At 44.1% G+C, this 19,289-nt stretch carries 16 protein-coding genes; 2 read left to right on the top strand and 14 right to left on the bottom strand.

The window, feature by feature from the left end:
• Positions 1 to 8: 8 nt before the first annotated feature.
• The 10 genes from ACW73I_RS03950 to ACW73I_RS03905 form a co-directional block, all read right to left on the bottom strand.
• A complete protein-coding gene (locus tag ACW73I_RS03950; RefSeq protein ID WP_458027929.1) occupies positions 9 to 1,061 on the bottom strand; it encodes a glycosyltransferase family 9 protein in 1,053 nt (350 codons plus the stop codon).
• Positions 1,062 to 1,540: 479 nt separating this feature from the next.
• Positions 1,541 to 2,194 carry a class I SAM-dependent methyltransferase gene (locus ACW73I_RS03945; RefSeq protein WP_458027928.1) on the bottom strand — a complete coding sequence of 218 codons (654 nt, stop codon included), beginning with the start codon at positions 2,192 to 2,194 and terminating at the stop codon, positions 1,541 to 1,543.
• Positions 2,195 to 2,273: 79 nt separating this feature from the next.
• Positions 2,274 to 4,178, bottom strand: coding sequence for a hypothetical protein (locus ACW73I_RS03940; RefSeq protein WP_458027927.1), 1,905 nt, complete (start codon positions 4,176 to 4,178; stop codon positions 2,274 to 2,276).
• A gap of 110 nt (positions 4,179 to 4,288) precedes the next feature.
• Positions 4,289 to 5,302 (bottom strand): glycosyltransferase family 2 protein, encoded by a 1,014-nt coding sequence (locus tag ACW73I_RS03935; RefSeq protein WP_458027926.1) that lies wholly within the window; start codon positions 5,300 to 5,302, stop codon positions 4,289 to 4,291.
• 23 nt (positions 5,303 to 5,325) lie between these two features.
• The gene (locus tag ACW73I_RS03930; RefSeq protein WP_458027925.1) at positions 5,326 to 6,543 is read right to left on the bottom strand and encodes an ABC transporter ATP-binding protein; all 1,218 of its coding nucleotides are present in this window, start codon (positions 6,541 to 6,543) and stop codon (positions 5,326 to 5,328) included.
• A gap of 48 nt (positions 6,544 to 6,591) precedes the next feature.
• Positions 6,592 to 7,410, bottom strand: coding sequence for an ABC transporter permease (locus ACW73I_RS03925; protein ID WP_458027924.1), 819 nt, complete (start codon positions 7,408 to 7,410; stop codon positions 6,592 to 6,594).
• A gap of 37 nt (positions 7,411 to 7,447) precedes the next feature.
• Positions 7,448 to 8,062, bottom strand: coding sequence for a tetratricopeptide repeat protein (locus tag ACW73I_RS03920; RefSeq protein ID WP_458027923.1), 615 nt, complete (start codon positions 8,060 to 8,062; stop codon positions 7,448 to 7,450).
• Positions 8,059 to 8,961 (bottom strand): hypothetical protein, encoded by a 903-nt coding sequence (locus tag ACW73I_RS03915; protein ID WP_458027922.1) that lies wholly within the window; start codon positions 8,959 to 8,961, stop codon positions 8,059 to 8,061. The genes ACW73I_RS03920 and ACW73I_RS03915 overlap by 4 nt, the downstream gene beginning before the upstream one ends.
• Entirely contained in the window at positions 8,946 to 10,193 is a 1,248-nt protein-coding gene (locus ACW73I_RS03910; protein WP_458027921.1) for a glycosyltransferase family 4 protein, read from the bottom strand. The genes ACW73I_RS03915 and ACW73I_RS03910 overlap by 16 nt, the downstream gene beginning before the upstream one ends.
• A gap of 36 nt (positions 10,194 to 10,229) precedes the next feature.
• Positions 10,230 to 11,192, bottom strand: a complete 963-nt coding sequence (locus ACW73I_RS03905; RefSeq protein ID WP_458027920.1) for a glycosyltransferase family 2 protein — start codon at positions 11,190 to 11,192, stop codon at positions 10,230 to 10,232.
• Between the two features lie 89 nt (positions 11,193 to 11,281).
• On the opposite strand from ACW73I_RS03905, the gene xrtA reads away from it, so the two are divergent.
• A complete protein-coding gene (xrtA, locus tag ACW73I_RS03900; protein ID WP_458027918.1) occupies positions 11,282 to 12,772 on the top strand; it encodes an exosortase A in 1,491 nt (496 codons plus the stop codon).
• 74 nt (positions 12,773 to 12,846) lie between these two features.
• On the opposite strand, the gene rpiA is transcribed toward xrtA, so the two are convergent.
• The 4 genes from rpiA to ACW73I_RS03880 all read right to left on the bottom strand — a co-directional run bounded on the left by rpiA (position 12,847) and on the right by ACW73I_RS03880 (position 17,762).
• Positions 12,847 to 13,518: a ribose-5-phosphate isomerase RpiA gene (gene rpiA, locus ACW73I_RS03895; RefSeq protein ID WP_458027917.1), complete on the bottom strand. Its 672-nt coding sequence runs from the start codon at positions 13,516 to 13,518 to the stop codon at positions 12,847 to 12,849.
• 90 nt (positions 13,519 to 13,608) lie between these two features.
• Positions 13,609 to 14,646, bottom strand: coding sequence for a UDP-3-O-(3-hydroxymyristoyl)glucosamine N-acyltransferase (gene lpxD / locus ACW73I_RS03890; RefSeq protein ID WP_458027915.1), 1,038 nt, complete (start codon positions 14,644 to 14,646; stop codon positions 13,609 to 13,611).
• Positions 14,647 to 14,654: 8 nt separating this feature from the next.
• Positions 14,655 to 16,895, bottom strand: coding sequence for a spermidine synthase (locus ACW73I_RS03885; protein ID WP_458027914.1), 2,241 nt, complete (start codon positions 16,893 to 16,895; stop codon positions 14,655 to 14,657).
• A 15-nt stretch (positions 16,896 to 16,910) separates the two neighbouring features.
• The gene (locus tag ACW73I_RS03880; RefSeq protein ID WP_458027913.1) at positions 16,911 to 17,762 is read right to left on the bottom strand and encodes an AlbA family DNA-binding domain-containing protein; all 852 of its coding nucleotides are present in this window, start codon (positions 17,760 to 17,762) and stop codon (positions 16,911 to 16,913) included.
• A 516-nt stretch (positions 17,763 to 18,278) separates the two neighbouring features.
• On the opposite strand from ACW73I_RS03880, the gene ACW73I_RS03875 reads away from it, so the two are divergent.
• Positions 18,279 to 19,211, top strand: coding sequence for a hypothetical protein (locus ACW73I_RS03875; protein ID WP_458027912.1), 933 nt, complete (start codon positions 18,279 to 18,281; stop codon positions 19,209 to 19,211).
• The last annotated feature ends 78 nt before the right edge of the window (positions 19,212 to 19,289 follow it).

Raw genomic sequence — 19,289 nt, 5'->3', positions numbered from 1 at the left:
TTTACTCGTCAGAGTGCATCAAGTTCCAATGTGCTTTTTACTGTATTGATCACTTCTGTTACTGTTATATTATCCATGCATCGCAGCCGATATGGGCAAAAGCATTGGGTCTTATTTTCTTTCCAAACACCTAAAGACGGCTTTTCTTGGCAAGGCTGGCAATCGTACTTTTTAGATATTACGGTAACGTTATCTAGAAATTTGGGGAAAACCTTTTTAGCACTTGTAGGGCCGATGATTGGAAATACCGGTTTACCTAGAGCGATAGCCATGTGCGTTAATCCACAATCGTTACCTATCACATAGCCTGCTTGGTTTATTAAGGCTGCCGTATCTTCTAATGATAGTCGACCAATGTAATTTTTAACATGTCCAGGGAAACTCATATTTGCATCAAAGCGGTCCGCAAATCTTCTGGCAAATCGCCACATTTTGCCCTGATAGTTTAGTGTATTGCCGAATAGCTTTTTACACCAGTTAGGAAATACGATTCTATTTGAATGATCCAGATCGGTAGGTAAGCCGACGACGGCCACATCCTGTATGTGATTTGCTAAAGCGGGATAGTTTGCCCATTTGCGGATGATCATCTGCATTCCGCCGCCAGGTATTAGAACGCAAGTATTTTTCGATATATCTTCGAAGATGCGTTCGGATGGATAACAAAAAGGTTGTGTACGGGTCTCGGTATTGGGAGCTATTAGTCGTGCGATGTTTGTATATAATTCGATTTCGGAATGCAAATTATGGCTTTCGCGCCAATCCCACATTGGGTGCAAAATGATCGCATCTTTGAAGTTCGAAAAATAAATTGGCGAACCATGTACTTCGAAGCCGTATACGTATATTTCGTACTGCTGTTCAATGAATGTATCGGGTGTTGTGGAAACGGTACGAATGAATGGGCAGCGTGCAAATAAGGTTTCGACGTTCGGCGTTTCTCCTTGTAAACACAAGTCCACACTGTACCCGGCATCGCTAAGCGTTTTTACCATCGGTGTCGCCATCAACATGTTTCCCATGCCGCTGCCTAAATGAATTAGGATTCTTTTATCGTTCATTTTTATCACCTGATGTTTTGCCCAACGTTATTCATGGATTATATATTAGGCTGGGCAAATCTTGCTATATTTCGTTGTAATGCAAGGTAAATAAGCGTCCTTATAATATTAAGGTGTTGAACTTAATAAAATAGTTCAAAAATATTACAATAAATAATTGCAAAAAATCATGTATGTTCTGTCAATTTTATACAATTATTATTTGTTAGGTTCTGCAATTGTTAAACTAAATCTATAGATTGGCTCTTTCGCAGACAATAATTTATTGATGTGGACGACTTAATCCAACAAACGACGAAGTGCTTTCCAGTCATTTAGATGCGTCGAACTCCAAAAACCGATTATTCAAACGATCAAGTTTTCTTTCGTAATGCTAGAACAGTGAACCGCGAGAAAATAGTATTGTTGGGAAACGATCACTATTCAATAAGGTGCGTTTTGGTCCTAGCTTTTCTGCGGCGCTAAAGGAGTTTAGAGCGTCAGGATTGTAGGTGTTCAGGTTTGCTCATATCCAAAACTAAAAATAAATGACTATAGATTTTCATGTGTTTTGGCAGAACAAAATTAAAACATCTAGCTAAAAAATCTGTCCATTTAGATGCCCTAAAATGATTGAATAATAAGAAGTGTTTTAAATTCTTAACTTCATATATCTCGCTTCCATTCGAATGGCCTTTGAATAAGGTTATCTTTCCATAACAAGAGAAAATGTCTAGCAGTTGTGCTGGGGTGTATTCTCGAATGTGATATTTCCATGCACACCTTGTTACAGACCAGTTTGGTGTCGATACGCATACTCTATTTTTGGCAACTCTCACTAAATTTTTTGCAAATTCATAATCCTCTAAAACGTGCTCGATAACATCTATACAGACAATAACATCAACATAATCATCATTAACCTCCTTAAGGTCGATAATTTCTATATTTTCTTTTTTTAGTCTTGGGTCTAAATCAATTCCAGTTACCTTTTTGGCTTTTTTTTTCAAAATATCAATTCCATCTCCTAAGCCACATCCAACATCTAATACAGTTTTGTTTTCGCAGAAATTGCTAGCAAATTCATACCATCTGCGCTGACCTAGACCTCGACCAGAATGAACGGTTTCATCTCCCACCGTAAGATAATTCATATTTTGTATAGGTGAATGCATCATATTTTTATATAAGTCAATGAAGGAGTTGCTTTAATATAAAGTTAAATTTTGACTGTCAAAGTGGTGTAACGTGGTTACCAATGATCCAATCGCCACCATCAATTTGTAGATCATGAAAGTAAACGTCATTCCCTAGCGAATCTTTCCAGTTTAAATGACTAAATATTGGCTGTGAATTTGATATTTTAACCACTTGTTCGGATAGATTTATTAACAGAAATTCAAACGTTTTGTCATCGGATAGGTTGATGGCAAAAATATATGAGTCAATCATCTCTGGCAAGGAAATTTGTTTTCCGAATGAAACTGCTTCACCATTAGCTCCTAAAAGGGATGGAGAAAGTCCTAACCCGGAAGCGTTATTTTGCCGTATTGCTTCGACTAACCATTTTCGATATATCATGTCTGGTTTAGAAAGACAAACATAATATAGAGCTTCCAGCCAAAAACCAGGGGCGTATTGTTTACCGGCACCTAATTCCTGATAGCGTTTAATTAGACCGCTTTGTTGGGTGAATTCAAGTGCTTTTTGAAGAATTGATTCGTCGAGTTGGCCTGGAAAGGCTCGTGCATACCGTGCCAAATCCATCAAATTGATCGTTTGGTAGTCGATTGCCCAAGTGCGCAAAGATAATTCCCGATCAATATATCCATTAGGCATCACTAGTCGTGGAAACTTCGCTTTGATATCGGGTAACTTTTTTACTAAGTATTCAGACGCAATTCGCTTAATAGCGCGGACCAGTAGCGGTAATTCCTTTGCAATGTCGGTTGGAAGCATAGTCAGGCCGATTGCCCAAAATAGAGGCTTGTAGAGCCAATTGGCAGGCTGTAACGAAAGTACGGCTCGAGTGCTATTCAGTGCGGAGGAAATTAATTCATCATATTGGCGGTCGCCGGTCAATTGTGCATAGCGATTAATCGCTATGGTCGAGTCCAGGTGTGTATTGAGTACCAGCATATTGGAAGCTTTTTTGCCTAGGGTCTTGTTCGGAATCCAGCGAAAAGGCCCGTTATTCATGGCCGTTTCGCTAAGTTCCAGCGAATCGTGCAGAAACCATACGCCGCAGTCCAGTTGATCGGTTGTTTTAGATAAAAAATTTACAGCTTTTTCTAAGGCGATTTTGACGGTCGGGCATTTGCTTCGTGCGTACTCGTCTAACAGCATATGTACCGCGCTGGTGTGTAGACGATAATGGCACTCGGAGCTATCGGTCCACATACCGTGATACCAACCTCCATCGTCAGATTGCCGATGAATGACGGATAATACCAATTGCAATTGAAAATAACGGTAAAGCGATTTTCCTGTCGATCTTTCCAAGCCCGAGTATATCGTATACAAGGAGTGCGCTTCATTTTCAGAGAAGCATCGTTTGTTATGAGGCCAAGAATAACGAGCGTCATAGACGGAACCAAAAATTAAATAACGATATAAATCAGACGGTTTGTTGATGCTGGAGTGCGATCCCCAAAGAAAGTAACTTTGTGATTCAATGGGATTAAAATGCACAAGTTTTTCTATTAGGGTATCTGAATCAAAGAGCCAAATAGTTAAACATAGATTGCTATTTGGTATTCCGGTAAATGTAAATTGACCTCTGTCTTTTTGCCAGCTAATTTCTATAGGAAAGGAAGGTCGCTCGTCTATTATTTGATTTTGTTCATTGGTTTGCCTTTGCTTTGGAAGGTCTGGTATCCATATAATTGGTTTATTTATATCATTGGCTTTTCCAAAAAAACCACCGAAGATCGCTCTTTCAATAGTATAGGTGTCATCGAAAATCAACGTTAAAACTTGATCTTTTGTGATTTCAATAAAAACGGAATTGTTTCCTTGAAACGAGTCAATAATTATCTTTCCGGCTTCTATATTGAAATGGTATCTATTTGCATAGTCTACTCTTAAATCGGAGGTTCGGTTTTCATCGAAAATGTTATTAATGTCAATTATGGTCATGGTATATTATTTTTCGACCGAATCTTTTAAAAGAAATATTTTAATTCCATTATGCTGTGGTAGATAGCTAAAAATATGGATATATAGTCTATTATATGTATAATTTGTTCTTATGTTGACCTTATCTTTTTATTCGAGCTGTCTATTTTATTCAAATTCCTGATCATATCAGGGCAATCTCCGAAGTTTCGTAGGAGGTAATCTAAAATCCCCCTCCGTCTTGCACGTAGAACTGGGGAAAACCAGGTTTTGTTATAAGAAACGGTTGCCCAAAATAGGCGTTTAATAAAATTTCGATTTTCACAAGATGAAAAATGGAATTTGGGTAGGAATGGTTTAAAAGAGCTTGCTAATATTCGAAACCAGTCTGGCCGAGACAGGTTCTTTTCAGCCCATAACAGACGATTTCGAAAGCTAAAATATTGACGAAGCGGGGAGTTTTCTGTTTCGAAAGAGGCTCCAATTTTGTGCCAAACGTGTGCGGTCGAAACAAGCATACATTCAAACCCGGCGTTAATTGCCCTTCGGCACCAGTCAGATTCCTCGTAAACTAGAAAAAAACGCTCGTCTAATAACCCTATGGAATCTGTTACTTCGGCGCGAAAAAAAAATGCGGCTCCACACGCATAATCCGTATTACTCTCAATGTTACTTGGTACGGTTTCATTCTGGTAGGGATAGTCAAAAGCTAGCGTGTGCTTATTCCAATGCGCTCCAGCAAACCAAATGATATCTGGTTTGTTCATATAGAATATCAATGCACCAAATATCCCTGTAGCAGGATTATTATGTGCTGAATATACTAGCTCTTCAAGAATATTAGGTGCGACTATGGTGTCATTATTTAGTAAAAAAATAAAGTCGGCTTTCCTTTTTATTGCGTGTCTAATTCCAATATTATTGCCTCCGGCATAACCTAAGTTACGCCCTGTTGGAATTACTGTGAAAGGATAAGGTGGGTTATAGTCATTTAATGATGTTAATGAATTGTCTGTCGATCCATTATCAACTACAATAACATCAAAATTAGGATAATTAAATTTTTTTAAACAATTTAGGCAAACAAGTGTGTCATTAATGCCGTTCCAGTTAAGGATAATAATCGATATTGAAGGATTTAGCATATTCGATTAAAGTGAAGTAATTATTAGAGTTGCCATTGTACCGGAACGGAAATTAGTCTTAGCTCGTCTTGTAATGGCGCGTTATTAGACTTTGCGCAGACATTAAAATATTTTAGATTTTCGCCGTGAAATATTACCCGACCACGGCGGTCTATAACTGCGAATCTGATCCCATATGTACCAGGTACCAAAGGATAGGAGGGTATTACGTGCCGAATTTCGTGCTTGCCTTTATTATACGATTGAGTCAGTCCTAATACTGAGCTGGATTCACCGGTCAGATATACGAAATCTGTTGTGTGGGTTCCGATGTGAAACTCTGGATTTTCAATAGGGGCGTTGAGATCGAAGCTAATCTTTATACGTAAAGCATCGCCTTCAGTTATCGATTCGGTAACTTTTTGGTCGATGTCGAGAATGTCCACGCGAATATCTTGTATTTCACCGGACGAGATTATCCTCGCGGATTTATTTTTTATCTTCTGATCGTGAATCGTTTGATTGCTTATTTGATAAAATCTATCACAGGTCGAATGAGAATCGCCGTCTTGTAGAATCGATCCATGACTCAGTAATATAACACGCGAGCACATGCGTTCGACTTGGCGGATATTATGGCTTACTAATAATACGGTTCTGCCTTGTCGTCTAATCAGTTCTTCCATTCTGTCAAAGCATTTCCGTTGAAATGCCAAATCGCCAACCGCTAACACTTCATCAACGATCAGAATATCGGCTTCCATGCTAGTGGCAATGGAAAAGCCCAGTTTGACAGTCATTCCTGAACTATATCGTTTTACCGGTGTGTCGATGAATTGCCCCAATTCAGAAAATTCGATGATTTCATCAAGTTTTTGCCGGACAACCTTTTTGGGAATTCCCAGAATGGCCGCATTCAAGAAGATATTTTCTCTTCCGGTCAATTCGGGGTTGACACCGGCGCCAACTTCAATCAAGGGGGCCACGCTGCCTTTGACACTGACCTTGCCCTTGGTCGGTTTACTTATGCTAGCCAGATGTTTCAGCAATGTACTTTTTCCGGCGCCATTGTGTCCGATTACGCCAACGACTTCTCCTTGCTCGATAGAAAAGCTAATATCATTCAGCGCCTTAAATCGTTCGCGTTCGTGAGTGGGCCGGAAGGTTAAGCGTCTAAAAGCATTAAGAGCGGTTTCTCGTAAGCTCGTCAAGTTACCTAGCTGATATTCTTTGGTAAGATGGCTAACTTCTATTATTGGCATGGTGATTAAGGTATTTAATGTTGAAATTCTTTTATATTAGATGGGAAGCTAGATTACATCTACGAACCAACTTTCGGCCCGTTTAAAAAACCAGTAACTAAACGGTAATATACTAAGGGTTAAGAAAAGGCCGGGGTATAGCGAATGAAAATCGGGAGCTATCCCTTTAATCAGAGTTCTTTGAAAGCCGTCAATAATCCCAACTAATGGATTTAAGGTGTATAGAGTATAGAGTTTCTCGGACCAAACGCCAGCAGCTTGTTCTATGAGTAATTTTTTTTGTACTAAGCTTAAAGGGTAAATGACAGGCGAGCCATACATTAATAATGACAGTGCTATAGGTATAGCCTGACCGATATCCCGGTAATAAACATTCATGGCTGCTCCGAAGAAACTAATAGTCAATGCTACGACCATCGTGTATAAAATAAATGCAGGGATCCATAAGGCAAAGATACTAGGAGTGATTTCATAATAAAACATCATCATAGCGAGAATGCCGAAGCTTATAAATAATTCTACGAGCTTTGTAACCATGGCTGTTAATGGGAATACTTCTCTAGGAAAGTATATTTTCTTAATCAGCGACGCATTAGAGGTAACGCTATTCACCCCCTCCGCAACCGATTCCTGAAAAAATACCCATGGTATTAATGCCGCAAAAGTAATCAAGGGGTAAGGGATGGCGCCGGTATCAATACCGACAAAACTTTTCACCAGAGTAAATACCAATGTTAATAACACAGGTTTAAGGACTGCCCATAAAATACCGAGGTATGCTTGTTTGTAACGGACAACGATGTTTTTCCAGGTTAACGCAGCGATGAGCTCGCGATATTTATACAGGTTGGTGGCTAATTTAAACATGTTATGTATCTAAAGGTAACTGCTGCAAATAAGTGTGCTATTTTACTTTTAGCTTTTTAATTTTTTCGAGTTTGCTTTTAAGTGATTTTTTATTGGGATTATGCTCTAGTCCCATTCGAATATATTTTTCCGCTTCATCGTAGTTTTTGAGTTTAATGTATAAGTCAGCCATTCCTAAATATGCAGGCGAGAAGCGTTTGTTCTTCTCAATGGCTGCTCTGAAGTCTGATATTGCTTCTTTGTAGTTCCCAATATCCTTATGAAGGTTACCTCTTTCCGAATATAAGAATGGCAGTAAAGGGAAATTAGGGTCTCGATTCTGACCAATAGCATATGTAGTCCCTTCTAGAAAAGGAGTTAAACATGCCTTCATTTCTTTTTCAGGATACTCATAGCATACAGGGATTTTGAATTTTCCATAGCAATAATGGTTTAGAAATACCATACCCTCTCCCCACATTTTTCTGTAGTCTTTTTTGGGTCTATGAATAATTGCTATTGCTTTTCCGTCTTCGCAAAAAGGTGGCACCATAGTCGCTGCCACTAGTGGATCGACTTGTTTCCTAATAGCATCTTGCCAAGGTTCTTTCGAATATACAGAGTTACTTATTGTAAAAAACAAGAATAATACAATAATTAATTTAGTTTTCATAACTTAAGCATTAACTCTGTGGTTAATTTCTGGTAAATATCTGATTTAAATCTACATTCACCAATAAAATGGATGAAATGGGTTATACCTGTTTTTATTTTTTTACAATCGCAATATTTTGGATGCGGTAACACTGCGCTCCGATTGATATTGGCAACAACGATATTCGACATGACTTGTTCGCTGCCCCATTCACGCCATTTGTTGCCGATAGCTTTTTCTATTTGTTGTGAAACTTCTAAAATAAATGCTTTAGTAAACGAATTCTTAGGAAAACCAGTAAATCCAGCGCAGCCGCGAACATAATTTAAACTATCGATATTATCAATTTTAATAAAGTTTGCTTCGGCTACCATTTGGACATGAGACTCAGGCGTAAGAGTTACATTTCGTCTTACTCGTTCGGAGCAGACTTTCATGGGTTCTATAGTTTGGTTATCCCAAGTGCCGATAACAAAAGCTGTTTCAGTGGCGATGTGTTGATTAACCTCGTCGATTTCAGACAAAGTTAGAGTGTCGCTGTCTAGTTGAATGACGTAGTAATCTTGTACGTAGCGAGCAATTGCTAGTAATCGTTCCCAACATCCGCCTTTAGGGCAGGCTTCTTCGGCAAATTCTTTCGCGTCTTGAATTTCAATTATCGGTATATGATTTTGTAATATTTTAATGTCGTTTTGCGTCAAACTACCATCGTTTATCACTATAACTTTGTTGATGTGTACTTGCTTGGTAAACGATTTAATCGCAATTAAAAACAGTAATACATCCTTATGCTGTAACAATGTCAAAACGGCCACCGCTTCATCCGTTTTTGCTAAAACGGGAGGGGTGTCGTATATCTTTCTGCAAGCGAATGAAAACTTAAGTCTGTTTAATTTGTCTTTTAGCTGATAGAACATGCTGTTTTAGATAATAAATTGCAGTAGACTTGTTCTACGGCACGCGCGTGTGTTTTTACGGAGAAAGTTTGTAGCGCTTTTTCTCGTGCGGCCTGCCCTAAACGATGCATTAGTGTATTTGATTCGTAAAAATTCAGAATTGATTGCGCAAGTGAATCGGCATCCCCCGGAGAGAACAATAACCCGGTTTCATTATCAGCAACCATTTCGCTGGCACCGCCATGATTTGGCGCAATCAGTGGTCGGCCGATTGCCATGGTTTCAATGACGACCGTACCCAGCGGCTCCGGACTGGTCGAAGCCGAAACCACAATATCCAAGCCATTGTAAACCTGTTGCATGTCGTCGATATGACCGGTGAATTTAACTAGATCCGACAGCTCTTCTTTAATTACGCGTAATTTTAGTTCCTGTTCGTATTCTTTACACTCTTCCGGAGTGCCTCCAATAATGAGCATTTTTAGATTGCGTATTTTACCGTTTAGTATTTTTGCAGCGTCGATAAAGAGGTTTTGACCTTTCCACGGTATCAAGAGTCCTACCAAACCTACGGTAAAATCCTCATCGGAAATTTCAAACCGATGCCGAAACTTTTTACCATCGATATTAGTTTCCAGTTTTTCTAGTGCAATGCCGTCATAAATTACGCTTATTTTTTCCTTTGGAATGTTGACATTTTGTTGCATGCTGTTGGCTATCCATGACGAAACCGAAATAAAATGATCGGGTAAGTTATATGCCCAACGCATCAGGCGAGAGCCGTTCTGATCTCCACGGACATGACATACGCTAGGAATTCGTAAGCATCTAGCGACCAATAAGGCTGCCCTGTTACAAAGCGGTTCATTGTTGGCATGAATTAAATCGGCTTTGAAACGCCACGAGGTCCACAATAACTGGAGAAAAAACGGTAGGAAATTGCAAATATCGTCGAGGCGCGCCAAAAATTGCTGATATAGAAAACGCAAGGGAGGTATATTGTATAGCCATCGCTTTTTGGTTAGCGAACGCTGTAATGCCGGGATGTCTATGCGGCGGTCTGGAATGTGCTTCCAGCGAGCTTCGCCGGCTATCTCTTGATATTGTGGAGCAGTGCGGCCGGTGACGACCATCGGCAAATATTTGGTTTTATCCAGATTCCTGACCAAGTGACGAAGGCAGATTACGGCGCCGCCGTAGCCTATACCGTTCTCCACGTAAAGGATACGCGCGGGTTGATTTTTATTTTCCATATCGCTGTTAATTCAGACAGGCTTCTCGAGATGCTTTCATAAAACAAACGTTTTGTTAATTTTTTGTTTTATCCCTTTGATTCGGTTTATCGCGCCTTGCGGTAATGAACACGATATAAAATATAGCAAAGAACGGAAACTCGACTTTTCTTTTAAGCTTTGTAAAAATGCTTGGCGCGCTTTAAGGGTATTTTCGTTAACGAAATACCAATAACCCAGTGTCCAATACGCATCGGATACGATAGCGTCAGGGTTTACTTTTTGTGCGATCAATTGATCCCGGGTGTGTTCACGGATCGATGCCATCACCATCGGTAGTTGAGATAGCATGCGTTCGGTTGCCGTAGTCGCGCTTTCGGAATGTTTTCGACGGTAAATCAGAGCCTCCGGCACGCAGGCGACAGGATGTCTCGCTGCGATTTTTGCCCATAATTCCAGGTCTTCGCCAAAACGTATGTCGGACCGGAATAAGCCTAATTCAAGTACGGTGTCGCGCCTGAACAAAGCGGAACTGGTTGGTACAAAATTTTTTCCTACCAGCGCCGCCAGGGCGTTTGGTAGAGGCTGTCCGGAAATTTTCTTTAAATCGACTAGTAAATTATGCTTGTCCAAGCTGGAAGGGGTAATGATATTGCCGTCTACATCGATTTCGGCTTCATCGCCAAAAATAAAGTGTAATGCCGAGTTCTTCCGTAGGGCGTCGAGTTGAAACCGGGTTTTATTGGGTGTCCATTGGTCATCGGCGTCCAACAAGGCTATCCAGTCCCCAGACGCTAATTCGATGGCTTTGTTGCGGGCGGCGGAGGGCCCTTGGTTAACCTGTTTATGATAAATGATGTTACCGGACAAACCGGCCAACACTTGTTCGGTGTTATCGGTAGAGCCGTCGTCGACCACGATGATTTCTTCTATAGGTGCGGTCTGTGCGTTAATACTCGAGATGGCGGCGGCGATAAACTTTGCGCTATTGTAAGTAGGAATGACAGCGCTGATTTTCATAGACGATTTACAGAGTGAATTTGTAAAGGCAGTTGCACGTTAAGCATCATTCAAGTTTACAATGATTTACATTTGTTGAGGAAATTTAAATGCTGAAGATTTTGGATATTCCGAGTCAGTGGCATCGACCTATGCTGATACTGCTGATCGCCGTATTTGTATCAATAGCCGCGTTTAGTTCGACTTGGTTGTCAATTGTCGCTATCTGGAATAGATCGGAGACATTTGCCCACGGATTTTTAGTGGCGCCGATCAGCGTTTGGTTGGTTTGGAACCGACGAGAAAATTATCGAAATTTGATCCCATCCTTTAGTTTCGGAGCCCTGATTGCGATGTCGGCATGGGGCTTTGTATGGTTAATCGCGGATTTGGTTGATGTTTTAGTTATAAAACAGTGGGCGGTTGTTGGCATTTTGACCAGTAGTATTTGGGCGACTGTTGGAACCCGAGTCGCCGCTAAGATATTGTTCCCGCTGTTATTCCTGTTTTTTATGGTGCCATTCGGCGAGCAATTCATACCTTGGCTCATGGATTACACGGCGACTTTCGTCGTAGCAATGTTGCGCCTGACCGGGATTAGCGTTTATCGCGAAGGGACGTTTTTTACATTGACTTCCGGGCAATGGTCGGTCGTGGAAGGCTGCAGCGGCTTGCGTTATCTGATTGCGTCTTTTACTTTGGGTACTGTTTACGCCTATCTTAATTACAACAGTTTGATTAAACGCGCTGTTTTTATGCTGGCGTCTTTTTTGGTGCCGATTCTCGCCAATGGTCTTCGCGCTTATATGATAGTGATGATAGGCCATTTAAGTAGCATGAAGTTAGCGACAGGCGTCGATCATATTATCTACGGTTGGGTTTTCTTCGGATTGGTGATGCTGTTGCTGTTTTACGTCGGATCGTTTTGGCATGAAAACCCGACGGCTAATAACGTTTCCCAGACTCCGGTCCTAGAAACCTATCAATACCCGAGAGTATATCCGTTGTTACCGGTGATTTTGCTATCGCTCATTATTTGGCCGTTAACCGCCGATGCGTTGCATAAGCGCCAAGCGGTTCAAGCTCGAATTCCCAGTGATATATTGGAGGCTTTGCCGGCGGGCGCTAACGATATACCGGATTGGGATTGGCGGCCGGAGTTTAAGGGCGTGATGGCTGATGCTCGGCGCTTTATGGCTGACGACAATTCGACCATTGGGATTTACCTAGCTAATTTCGGTGACGAAACCCAGGGGGGCGAGTTGGTCAATTCGCAAAATTATTTGGTCCCGCAAAAGCATAAGGTTTGGAATGTTACGCATAAGGCAAAGATAACGGCGGATTGGATGAAACGGCCGATCGAGATCGATGAGTCGAGGTTGACCAGTGCGCATCGAGATTTATTGGTTTGGCGTTGGTATCGGGTTGGTGCGGTCGATACTTCCAACGATTACTACGCCAAATGGCTGCAATTGTTAAAACGGTTATCGGGGGATGCGGCATCGGAATTAATGATCGTTCTGTATACTGAAACGCCACATGATGACTATGAACGAGCTAGACAACAACTGAGAAAAGCGGCGTTAGTCTGTTGTAGCTAGATACGGCGTATTAGCTAGTCACTTTTCGCCGCGGGCATAATCGAGCTGGACTTGGGAAGAGGTTCGGCTAAATATTAGGCATAGCGTTCATCTACTTTGCCATCTCCGCCGCAAAATACAATCGATGCGAGGCTTGAGAAGATCCCGTGCTCGACGATACCGGGAATGGCGTTGAGCGTGTCGTTCAAGGTTTTGCGATCTACCTCGCGATTGAATTTGGTATCCAGGACCAGGCTGCCGTAAGAGGTCACAAATAGCCCGTCGCCGTTCTTGCGCAGAGACGGGGCGCCACCACTTTCGACAAGACTGCGTTGTACTAATTGCCAAGCAAAGGGCATGACTTCGATCGGAATCGGGAAATTTTGACCTATAAACTCGACTTCCTTGCTGGGATCGATCAACACCCAAAAAGCATTGGCCGCTTTAGCCAACAGTTTTTCGCGGACTAGATCGGAGCCCCGGCCTTTCAGCAGAGTTAAATCCGGCGCGACCTCATCGGCTCCATCGACATAAACATCCAGCACATCGATACATTCTATGCCCCGCAGAGCTAAGCCTAGTTCATGGGCCTTGATGGCGCTGACCACCGAGCTGGCGACCACTTGGATTTGCAACGATTCCTGTTGATGGCGGCGAGCTAAAGCCTCGATAAAGTAATTGGCTGTGGAGCCGGTACCGAGCCCGACCAGCATGCCGTTTTCGATTCGTTGGGCGGCGTGTTCCGCGACGCGTTGTTTGTCGTTCATGGCAGGCTCCTCGTTAATCGTTCGTTAGTATTCTGTGCAATAGCTAAAGCTATTGCACTACGGCCGGTTCGGCCTAGGAGTAAAAAAGCTTTAGCTTTTTTCTTCCAGTTTGTTCAAACGGCTTTCCAGGTTTTTGATTATTTGCAAAAGCTCCGGCAATTTTGCCAGCGCAGCCAGTTCTCGCCAAATGACTTTCCTGTCCTTGGCCGGACTGCCCCAAACCTGGCTGCCGGGGTCTATGTCTTGTGACACGCCGCTACGAGCCATGACCACGGCACGGCTGCCGATCTTGACGTGATCGGCCACGCCGACGCTGCCGGCCAGAATCGCGCCGTCGCCGATTTCGCATGAGCCGGAAATACCGCACTGGCCGCAAACGATGACGTTGCGGCCGACTATGTTGTTATGGCCGAGCTGTACCAGGTTGTCGATCTTGCTGCCCCAGCCGATGCGGGTAGCGCCCAAGGCGCCGCGGTCTATGCATGTGTTGGCGCCTATTTCGACATTATCGTCGATGACCACATTGCCGACGTGCGGCACCTTGACGTGCTGGTTGTTGCGGTATTTGTAGCCGAATCCGTCGGCCCCGATAATGCTGCCGGCATGAATAGTGACGTTATCGCCGATCACAGTATTGTCGTAAATCACCACGTCGGGATGCAGCCTGCAGTTTCGGCCTATGGCGACATTGCGGCCAATGTGCACGCCGGCTTCGACGACCGTTTCGTCGCCTAGACTCGATCCTTCGCCGATGCTGGAAAATGGCCCGATATGTATGTTTTGGCCTAGTTTGACGTCCGCGGCCAATGCGGCTTGCGGCGAAACCTGCTTTTTCCTGGGTGGTTCCGGGTGCAATACAGATACCGCAGTCAGAAAACTCATCTCCGGGTCATCGCCGACCAGTAAGGTCATCCCGGCGGGAGCCACGCCTTCGTCGAGTAAGGCTTCCGAGATAAAACAGGCAGAAGCCTGACAATCCTTCAGGTGTTTTTTATACTTTCCGTCGCTCAGCACGGTCACTTGCTCATGCTGTGCCGACATGATGTCGGCAGCGGATGATATAGACGCATTGCCATCGCCGCCTAGCGGGCGGGCATTGCACAGTTGGGCGAGTTCGCTGATTAACATGTCACGTCCTATTTCCAGATTCCTACGATATTGGTAAAGTCGTCCGTCCACGGTTGCAGATCGAAGGTCAACGGCAGCTTTTGCCAATGGCCGAGACGACTCTGCCGTAAGCGCTCCAACCGCTGGGGCTGCTTTGCTAATACCACCCAGTCGGTAGCGACTATTAATGGAGCCGGGTTTGTCGGTTTGAATTCCTGTAACAGGCCGGACAACCGCAAATGTTCGGCATGTTCGGCCAAAACTTTTTTCAGAGCCAAATGGCGGTTAGTAATATGGAAGGCCAGCAAGCCGTCGTTTTTTAGTTTAGCAAAGTATAGTTCGATCGCCTCGTGGGTCAGTAAATGCGTGGGAACGGCGTCGGAACTGAAAGCGTCCATAATTAGCAAATCCAGGCTGTGATCGGCTTCTTTGCTAAGGGATAAACGACCATCTCCGGCGATCATTTTGGCTGCCGGATTACAGCGTTCCAGATAATGGAACCATCGGGTGTCTTGTGCGACCTCGATGACTAATGGATCGATTTCATAAAAGCGCCAATCCTGACCGGGTTTCGTGTAACAGGCCAATGCGCCCGCGCCCAAGCCGACCGCGCCGATGCGCCAATTTTGATTTTCGTTATCGAACTCCGCGAATAATTGCCCGATCGGACCGGGCCGGCTGTAATAGGTTAAAGGGGTGGTGATTTCTGACGGAATCAGACGCTCCGCACCGTGTTTAGTTGTGCCATGGTACAACTCATGGACTTTTTCGGGATGGCCGTTTTCGTCCGGGATGACGGTTTCTCGAACCGATAGCACGCCGAAGAAGGTCCGGTCTTGGTACAGCGTATTGCTGGCCATACTATGTAGGCCGATGGCGAAGACCAAGATCACTGCCGTTAACGAACCTAAACCTAAAGGGCTGTGACGTACCGAATAAGTTAAACCGGCCAGCAAAATCAGGGCGCCGCCGATGATGTCCAGATATTCGAATAGGGCATCTGTACTGAAATAAATGCCGAAGCCTAAAATCAACAGCAATAGCGGGAACAGGGATTGCAGAAACCAGTGACCGCTGAAAAAGCCGGGGCGTAAGAACAAGGCCGCGACGATCATGATCGGATATTCGTAAACCGCGTTAAACACAAATGGCGCTACAAAGGTATTGAACAGGCCGCCGAGCATACCGCCGAATGACATCACTAGGTAATAACGAGTCAAATGCCGGGTATGGGGTCTATGTTTGGCCAATTCGCCGTGGCACACCATCACCGCTAGGAAGAATGCCGAACAATGCAAGACCAAATCCAGCCAGTAAGGCAATACGGCCGGGTTGATGAAAGAATAGGCTATGAACACCAGCAACACGGCTGGTTGGGCCGCTAGCATAGCCGAATGGAGGCGGTGCCCCCATTTGGAAAACACCAAGATGAAGGACAGCAAATACAGAGTCAGCGGCAATATCCACAGCAAGGGTACGGCGGCGATGTCCGTGCTGATGTATTGGGTCAAGCCCAATAACAAACTGGACGGGACAAACGCCAAGGCCAGCCAATGCAGTTGCTGAGTTACGGGTACAGGTGACTCGTCCGCATTATTGTTTGCGGTTGCGAGGCCATTGTCATTTTCTTTGCTAAGCCGGCTGCGCCATAGGGTTGCCGCGCAGACCAGAATCAACACGCAAAGCAAGCCGTAGCCTATGCTCCAGACGAGGCGTTGATTGCTCAAGCCGATATTCGGTTCTATCAGAAACGGGTAGCTGAGCAGGGCCAACAGGCTGCCGGCATTACTGGCGGCATAAAGATAATAAGGATCATGGCTGCTGTGATGGCCCAAATGCGAGAACCATTTTTGCAGTAACGGAGCCGTTGTGGATACCACGAAAAACGGCAGGCCGATGGCTAAGAACAATGTCCAGATCAACCAGAACGTGGGATTGGTTTCGGTCGGCGGACTTGGATCTGCCGGAAGCGCTACGGGTAGCGCTAACACGCTGAAAATCATCAGCGCCGTATGTATTTGTATTTGACGTTGATCTCCGGCATGGCGGCTTAACCAATGCGCATAAAAATAGCCGCCGAAAAGCAAGGTCTGATAAAACACCATACAGGTATTCCATACCGCCGGTGTGCCGCCTAACAAGGGTAGTAGCAGTTTGCCGAACATCGGCTGCAACGCGAACATCAGCAATGCGCTGAGAAACAGCGTGCCGGCAAATAAAATGACGGGCGATAAGTTGGATTCGGAAGTAGTCTGCGTGTTTTGATTCATTGTTATTGTTTTTATTTAAAAATGTATGCCGTCGATACGGCTGCGGTTTTTTTTCCAACGGCCATTGGCATATTCTATGGCTTCCTGAACGTTTAAGTCGCGAGTTCCGCCGCCGGTACGTACAAATAATTTCGGTAAATTGCCTTGTTGTAAAAACACCGGTCTATAGGCCGGCGACACGATAACCCGGCAGACGTCTTTGCTATCGACGACATGAAAGAGTACGTGTACGGACGGACAAAGATCGGCGCCTAAATTACTGGAAATCGATGTCATCAATGTTTGTTCGAAACCGTCCTGGTTGGGCTTTTTCAAGGTTTGGTAATCCTGTTCGAGGCCGATGATTTCACCGTTATCGCTTACCCCGATTAACAATGTGCCGCCGACGTGGCTATTGAAAAAACCGGCTAACGTTTTTAGCACGACATTTTCCAAATTCCGGTTAATACGTTGTTCGATCATGTCCCAGCGTAGCGAGGATTTAAATTCCAATAGTGGGCCTTCGCCTTGGCGAATAATCGAAGGCAGGTCTTTATCCAGTTCCGAGTTTAAAGACTCCAGGTGAGACAAGCGTTTGTGCACTTGCTTGTAAAACCACAATGATGCCAAACCCAACATCGCCCCGATTTCGGCGTAAAACATCAGTAGGTTATTTTGGTTGAGATCGCCGCTTACAATTTCACCTATCTGAGTAAAGACATACTCCAAAGAAGAAAGAGGGTCGGCGTTGTTTTCTCTGGAGCTGATGTAATCGTAGCTGGGAGCCAGCAAGAATACGCCGATGGCCGCCCCGGTTAGCGCGGCCATGGCGTAGATTTTAAGTTGTTGTTTCCAGATTGAAATGATTAGCAGGAAAAATCGTTTCATTAAAGCCAAGCTTTATAAAGTCGTTTGTATCGAACGGGACGTAAACATATTGCGCATTTGCGAAACGATCGCGCCTCACAAATTCGCTAAAGTGTATCACGCGATGCATTGAAGCCTTGTAACGATTTCAAGCTTTACTAGTGCTCGAGTTTTCATTTCAGGGCGTCGTGCTTATAAGGCCGGGATTTCACTTATTTTCCGAGCGGGATGTGTGATTTCGCTCATATGACGACTAGACATGAGTTGGTGTCACGGTGTGTATCGAGCTGTTGATTTGTAACGACACTGGGGCAATGGCGTTTTAATCGAGCGGGAGGGTGAAGAGGTTACACGAGTAGGTGTGCTGTTTTTCAGTGATTGGTCCATAGTTTGCATGTTAGGTGCGCTGCCGCAAATTACGGTCGGCGTTTGTTATTGCTTTGAAAAACTATTCATACCGACGCCGGTACGATGCTTCGAATAAGCGTCGGCGTTGCAAAACGTTGTTGTTATTGTGCTCTTTCACAAGGAGAAATTATGCGGAAATCGTTATTTATCGAAAAGCGCTATCTACCAATCTGTGTTTTCGGTTTATTGGGTCTTGTAGGCCAAGCCTCGGCGAATGTGATGTACAACACTTATAACCAATACGCTTCGAATATCGGTACCGATGGTGATGGCGATGATGGGTACACTCGTTCCGACTATGGTACTGGCGAGCCGGTTGCTTGGGTGGGTACTGATGAGGGACATTTACCCTTTGGTTTGAATTACCGCGAACTTAGATTTGCGAACTGGGCGGTGAATTTGGAGGCAGTTGGTAAGACAGAATCAGTATCCAGCCAAAATGCGCACGATTCATACGCAGTGTGGGCGGATATAGATACCTCCCCGGGTGGCTGGTTCGATGGTGAAATAGGTACGATGTACTCGATGGATCTTGGATTAATTAAATCAGACTTGACTCAACAGGTCACTCTTACTGTCAGCAATATTGATCCTTTAAGTTGGCAGAACTTTGGGATCACTGTTTACTCCGGGGCTGATCAACTGCATCCGAAAACTGTCTATGAATATTCGCACGACGAGTGTTGCGACGCAGATGGTAACCCCGTCCCGGTTTATGACTATGTTGATTACAATTACTTGTCAACCATGAGTCATTACGGCTACTGGAATTCTAATTACTTTCCAGAGGCTCATCAACCAGCACAAAAGGATGATCCATTTGGTTCCGACCATATTTTTTACTTGACTCATGGAGACCAAAGCACCGTGACATTCACGGCGCAAGAAGGCGAGATCTATGTCGTTCTGCTTGGAGGTAATTCTGGCGGGGATAGGTATAAAAGTAGCATGGGCTACACCTTAGATGTGGCCTCGTCGCCCGTGCCGATTCCGGGAGCGGTCTGGTTTTTCGGTAGCGTATTGGGTTTATTCAGCTATTTTCAACGTCGAAAAAGGCTTTGATCCATTGCCAAGGGTTCGTAAGTTTAGTTGGCGGCTTTATTTCCGAACCTTCAGATGAGTTAGCTCAATTAACAATTA

It is taken from the genome of Methylomonas sp. MgM2 (genome assembly GCF_054172045.1).
The sequence above is the reverse complement of the archived record's forward strand: the minus strand, read 5'-3'. Positions and strand labels throughout refer to the sequence as shown.

Coding starts and splice junctions, on each gene's coding strand:
- ACW73I_RS03950 (WP_458027929.1), bottom strand. CDS start 1,061: ATGAACGATAAAAGAATCCTAATTCATTTAGGCAGCGGCATGGGAAAC.
- ACW73I_RS03945 (WP_458027928.1), bottom strand. CDS start 2,194: ATGAATTATCTTACGGTGGGAGATGAAACCGTTCATTCTGGTCGAGGT.
- ACW73I_RS03940 (WP_458027927.1), bottom strand. CDS start 4,178: ATGACCATAATTGACATTAATAACATTTTCGATGAAAACCGAACCTCC.
- ACW73I_RS03935 (WP_458027926.1), bottom strand. CDS start 5,302: ATGCTAAATCCTTCAATATCGATTATTATCCTTAACTGGAACGGCATT.
- ACW73I_RS03930 (WP_458027925.1), bottom strand. CDS start 6,543: ATGCCAATAATAGAAGTTAGCCATCTTACCAAAGAATATCAGCTAGGT.
- ACW73I_RS03925 (WP_458027924.1), bottom strand. CDS start 7,410: ATGTTTAAATTAGCCACCAACCTGTATAAATATCGCGAGCTCATCGCT.
- ACW73I_RS03920 (WP_458027923.1), bottom strand. CDS start 8,062: ATGAAAACTAAATTAATTATTGTATTATTCTTGTTTTTTACAATAAGT.
- ACW73I_RS03915 (WP_458027922.1), bottom strand. CDS start 8,961: ATGTTCTATCAGCTAAAAGACAAATTAAACAGACTTAAGTTTTCATTC.
- ACW73I_RS03910 (WP_458027921.1), bottom strand. CDS start 10,193: ATGGAAAATAAAAATCAACCCGCGCGTATCCTTTACGTGGAGAACGGT.
- ACW73I_RS03905 (WP_458027920.1), bottom strand. CDS start 11,192: ATGAAAATCAGCGCTGTCATTCCTACTTACAATAGCGCAAAGTTTATC.
- xrtA (WP_458027918.1), top strand. CDS start 11,282: ATGCTGAAGATTTTGGATATTCCGAGTCAGTGGCATCGACCTATGCTG.
- rpiA (WP_458027917.1), bottom strand. CDS start 13,518: ATGAACGACAAACAACGCGTCGCGGAACACGCCGCCCAACGAATCGAA.
- lpxD (WP_458027915.1), bottom strand. CDS start 14,646: ATGTTAATCAGCGAACTCGCCCAACTGTGCAATGCCCGCCCGCTAGGC.
- ACW73I_RS03885 (WP_458027914.1), bottom strand. CDS start 16,895: ATGAATCAAAACACGCAGACTACTTCCGAATCCAACTTATCGCCCGTC.
- ACW73I_RS03880 (WP_458027913.1), bottom strand. CDS start 17,762: ATGAAACGATTTTTCCTGCTAATCATTTCAATCTGGAAACAACAACTT.
- ACW73I_RS03875 (WP_458027912.1), top strand. CDS start 18,279: ATGCGGAAATCGTTATTTATCGAAAAGCGCTATCTACCAATCTGTGTT.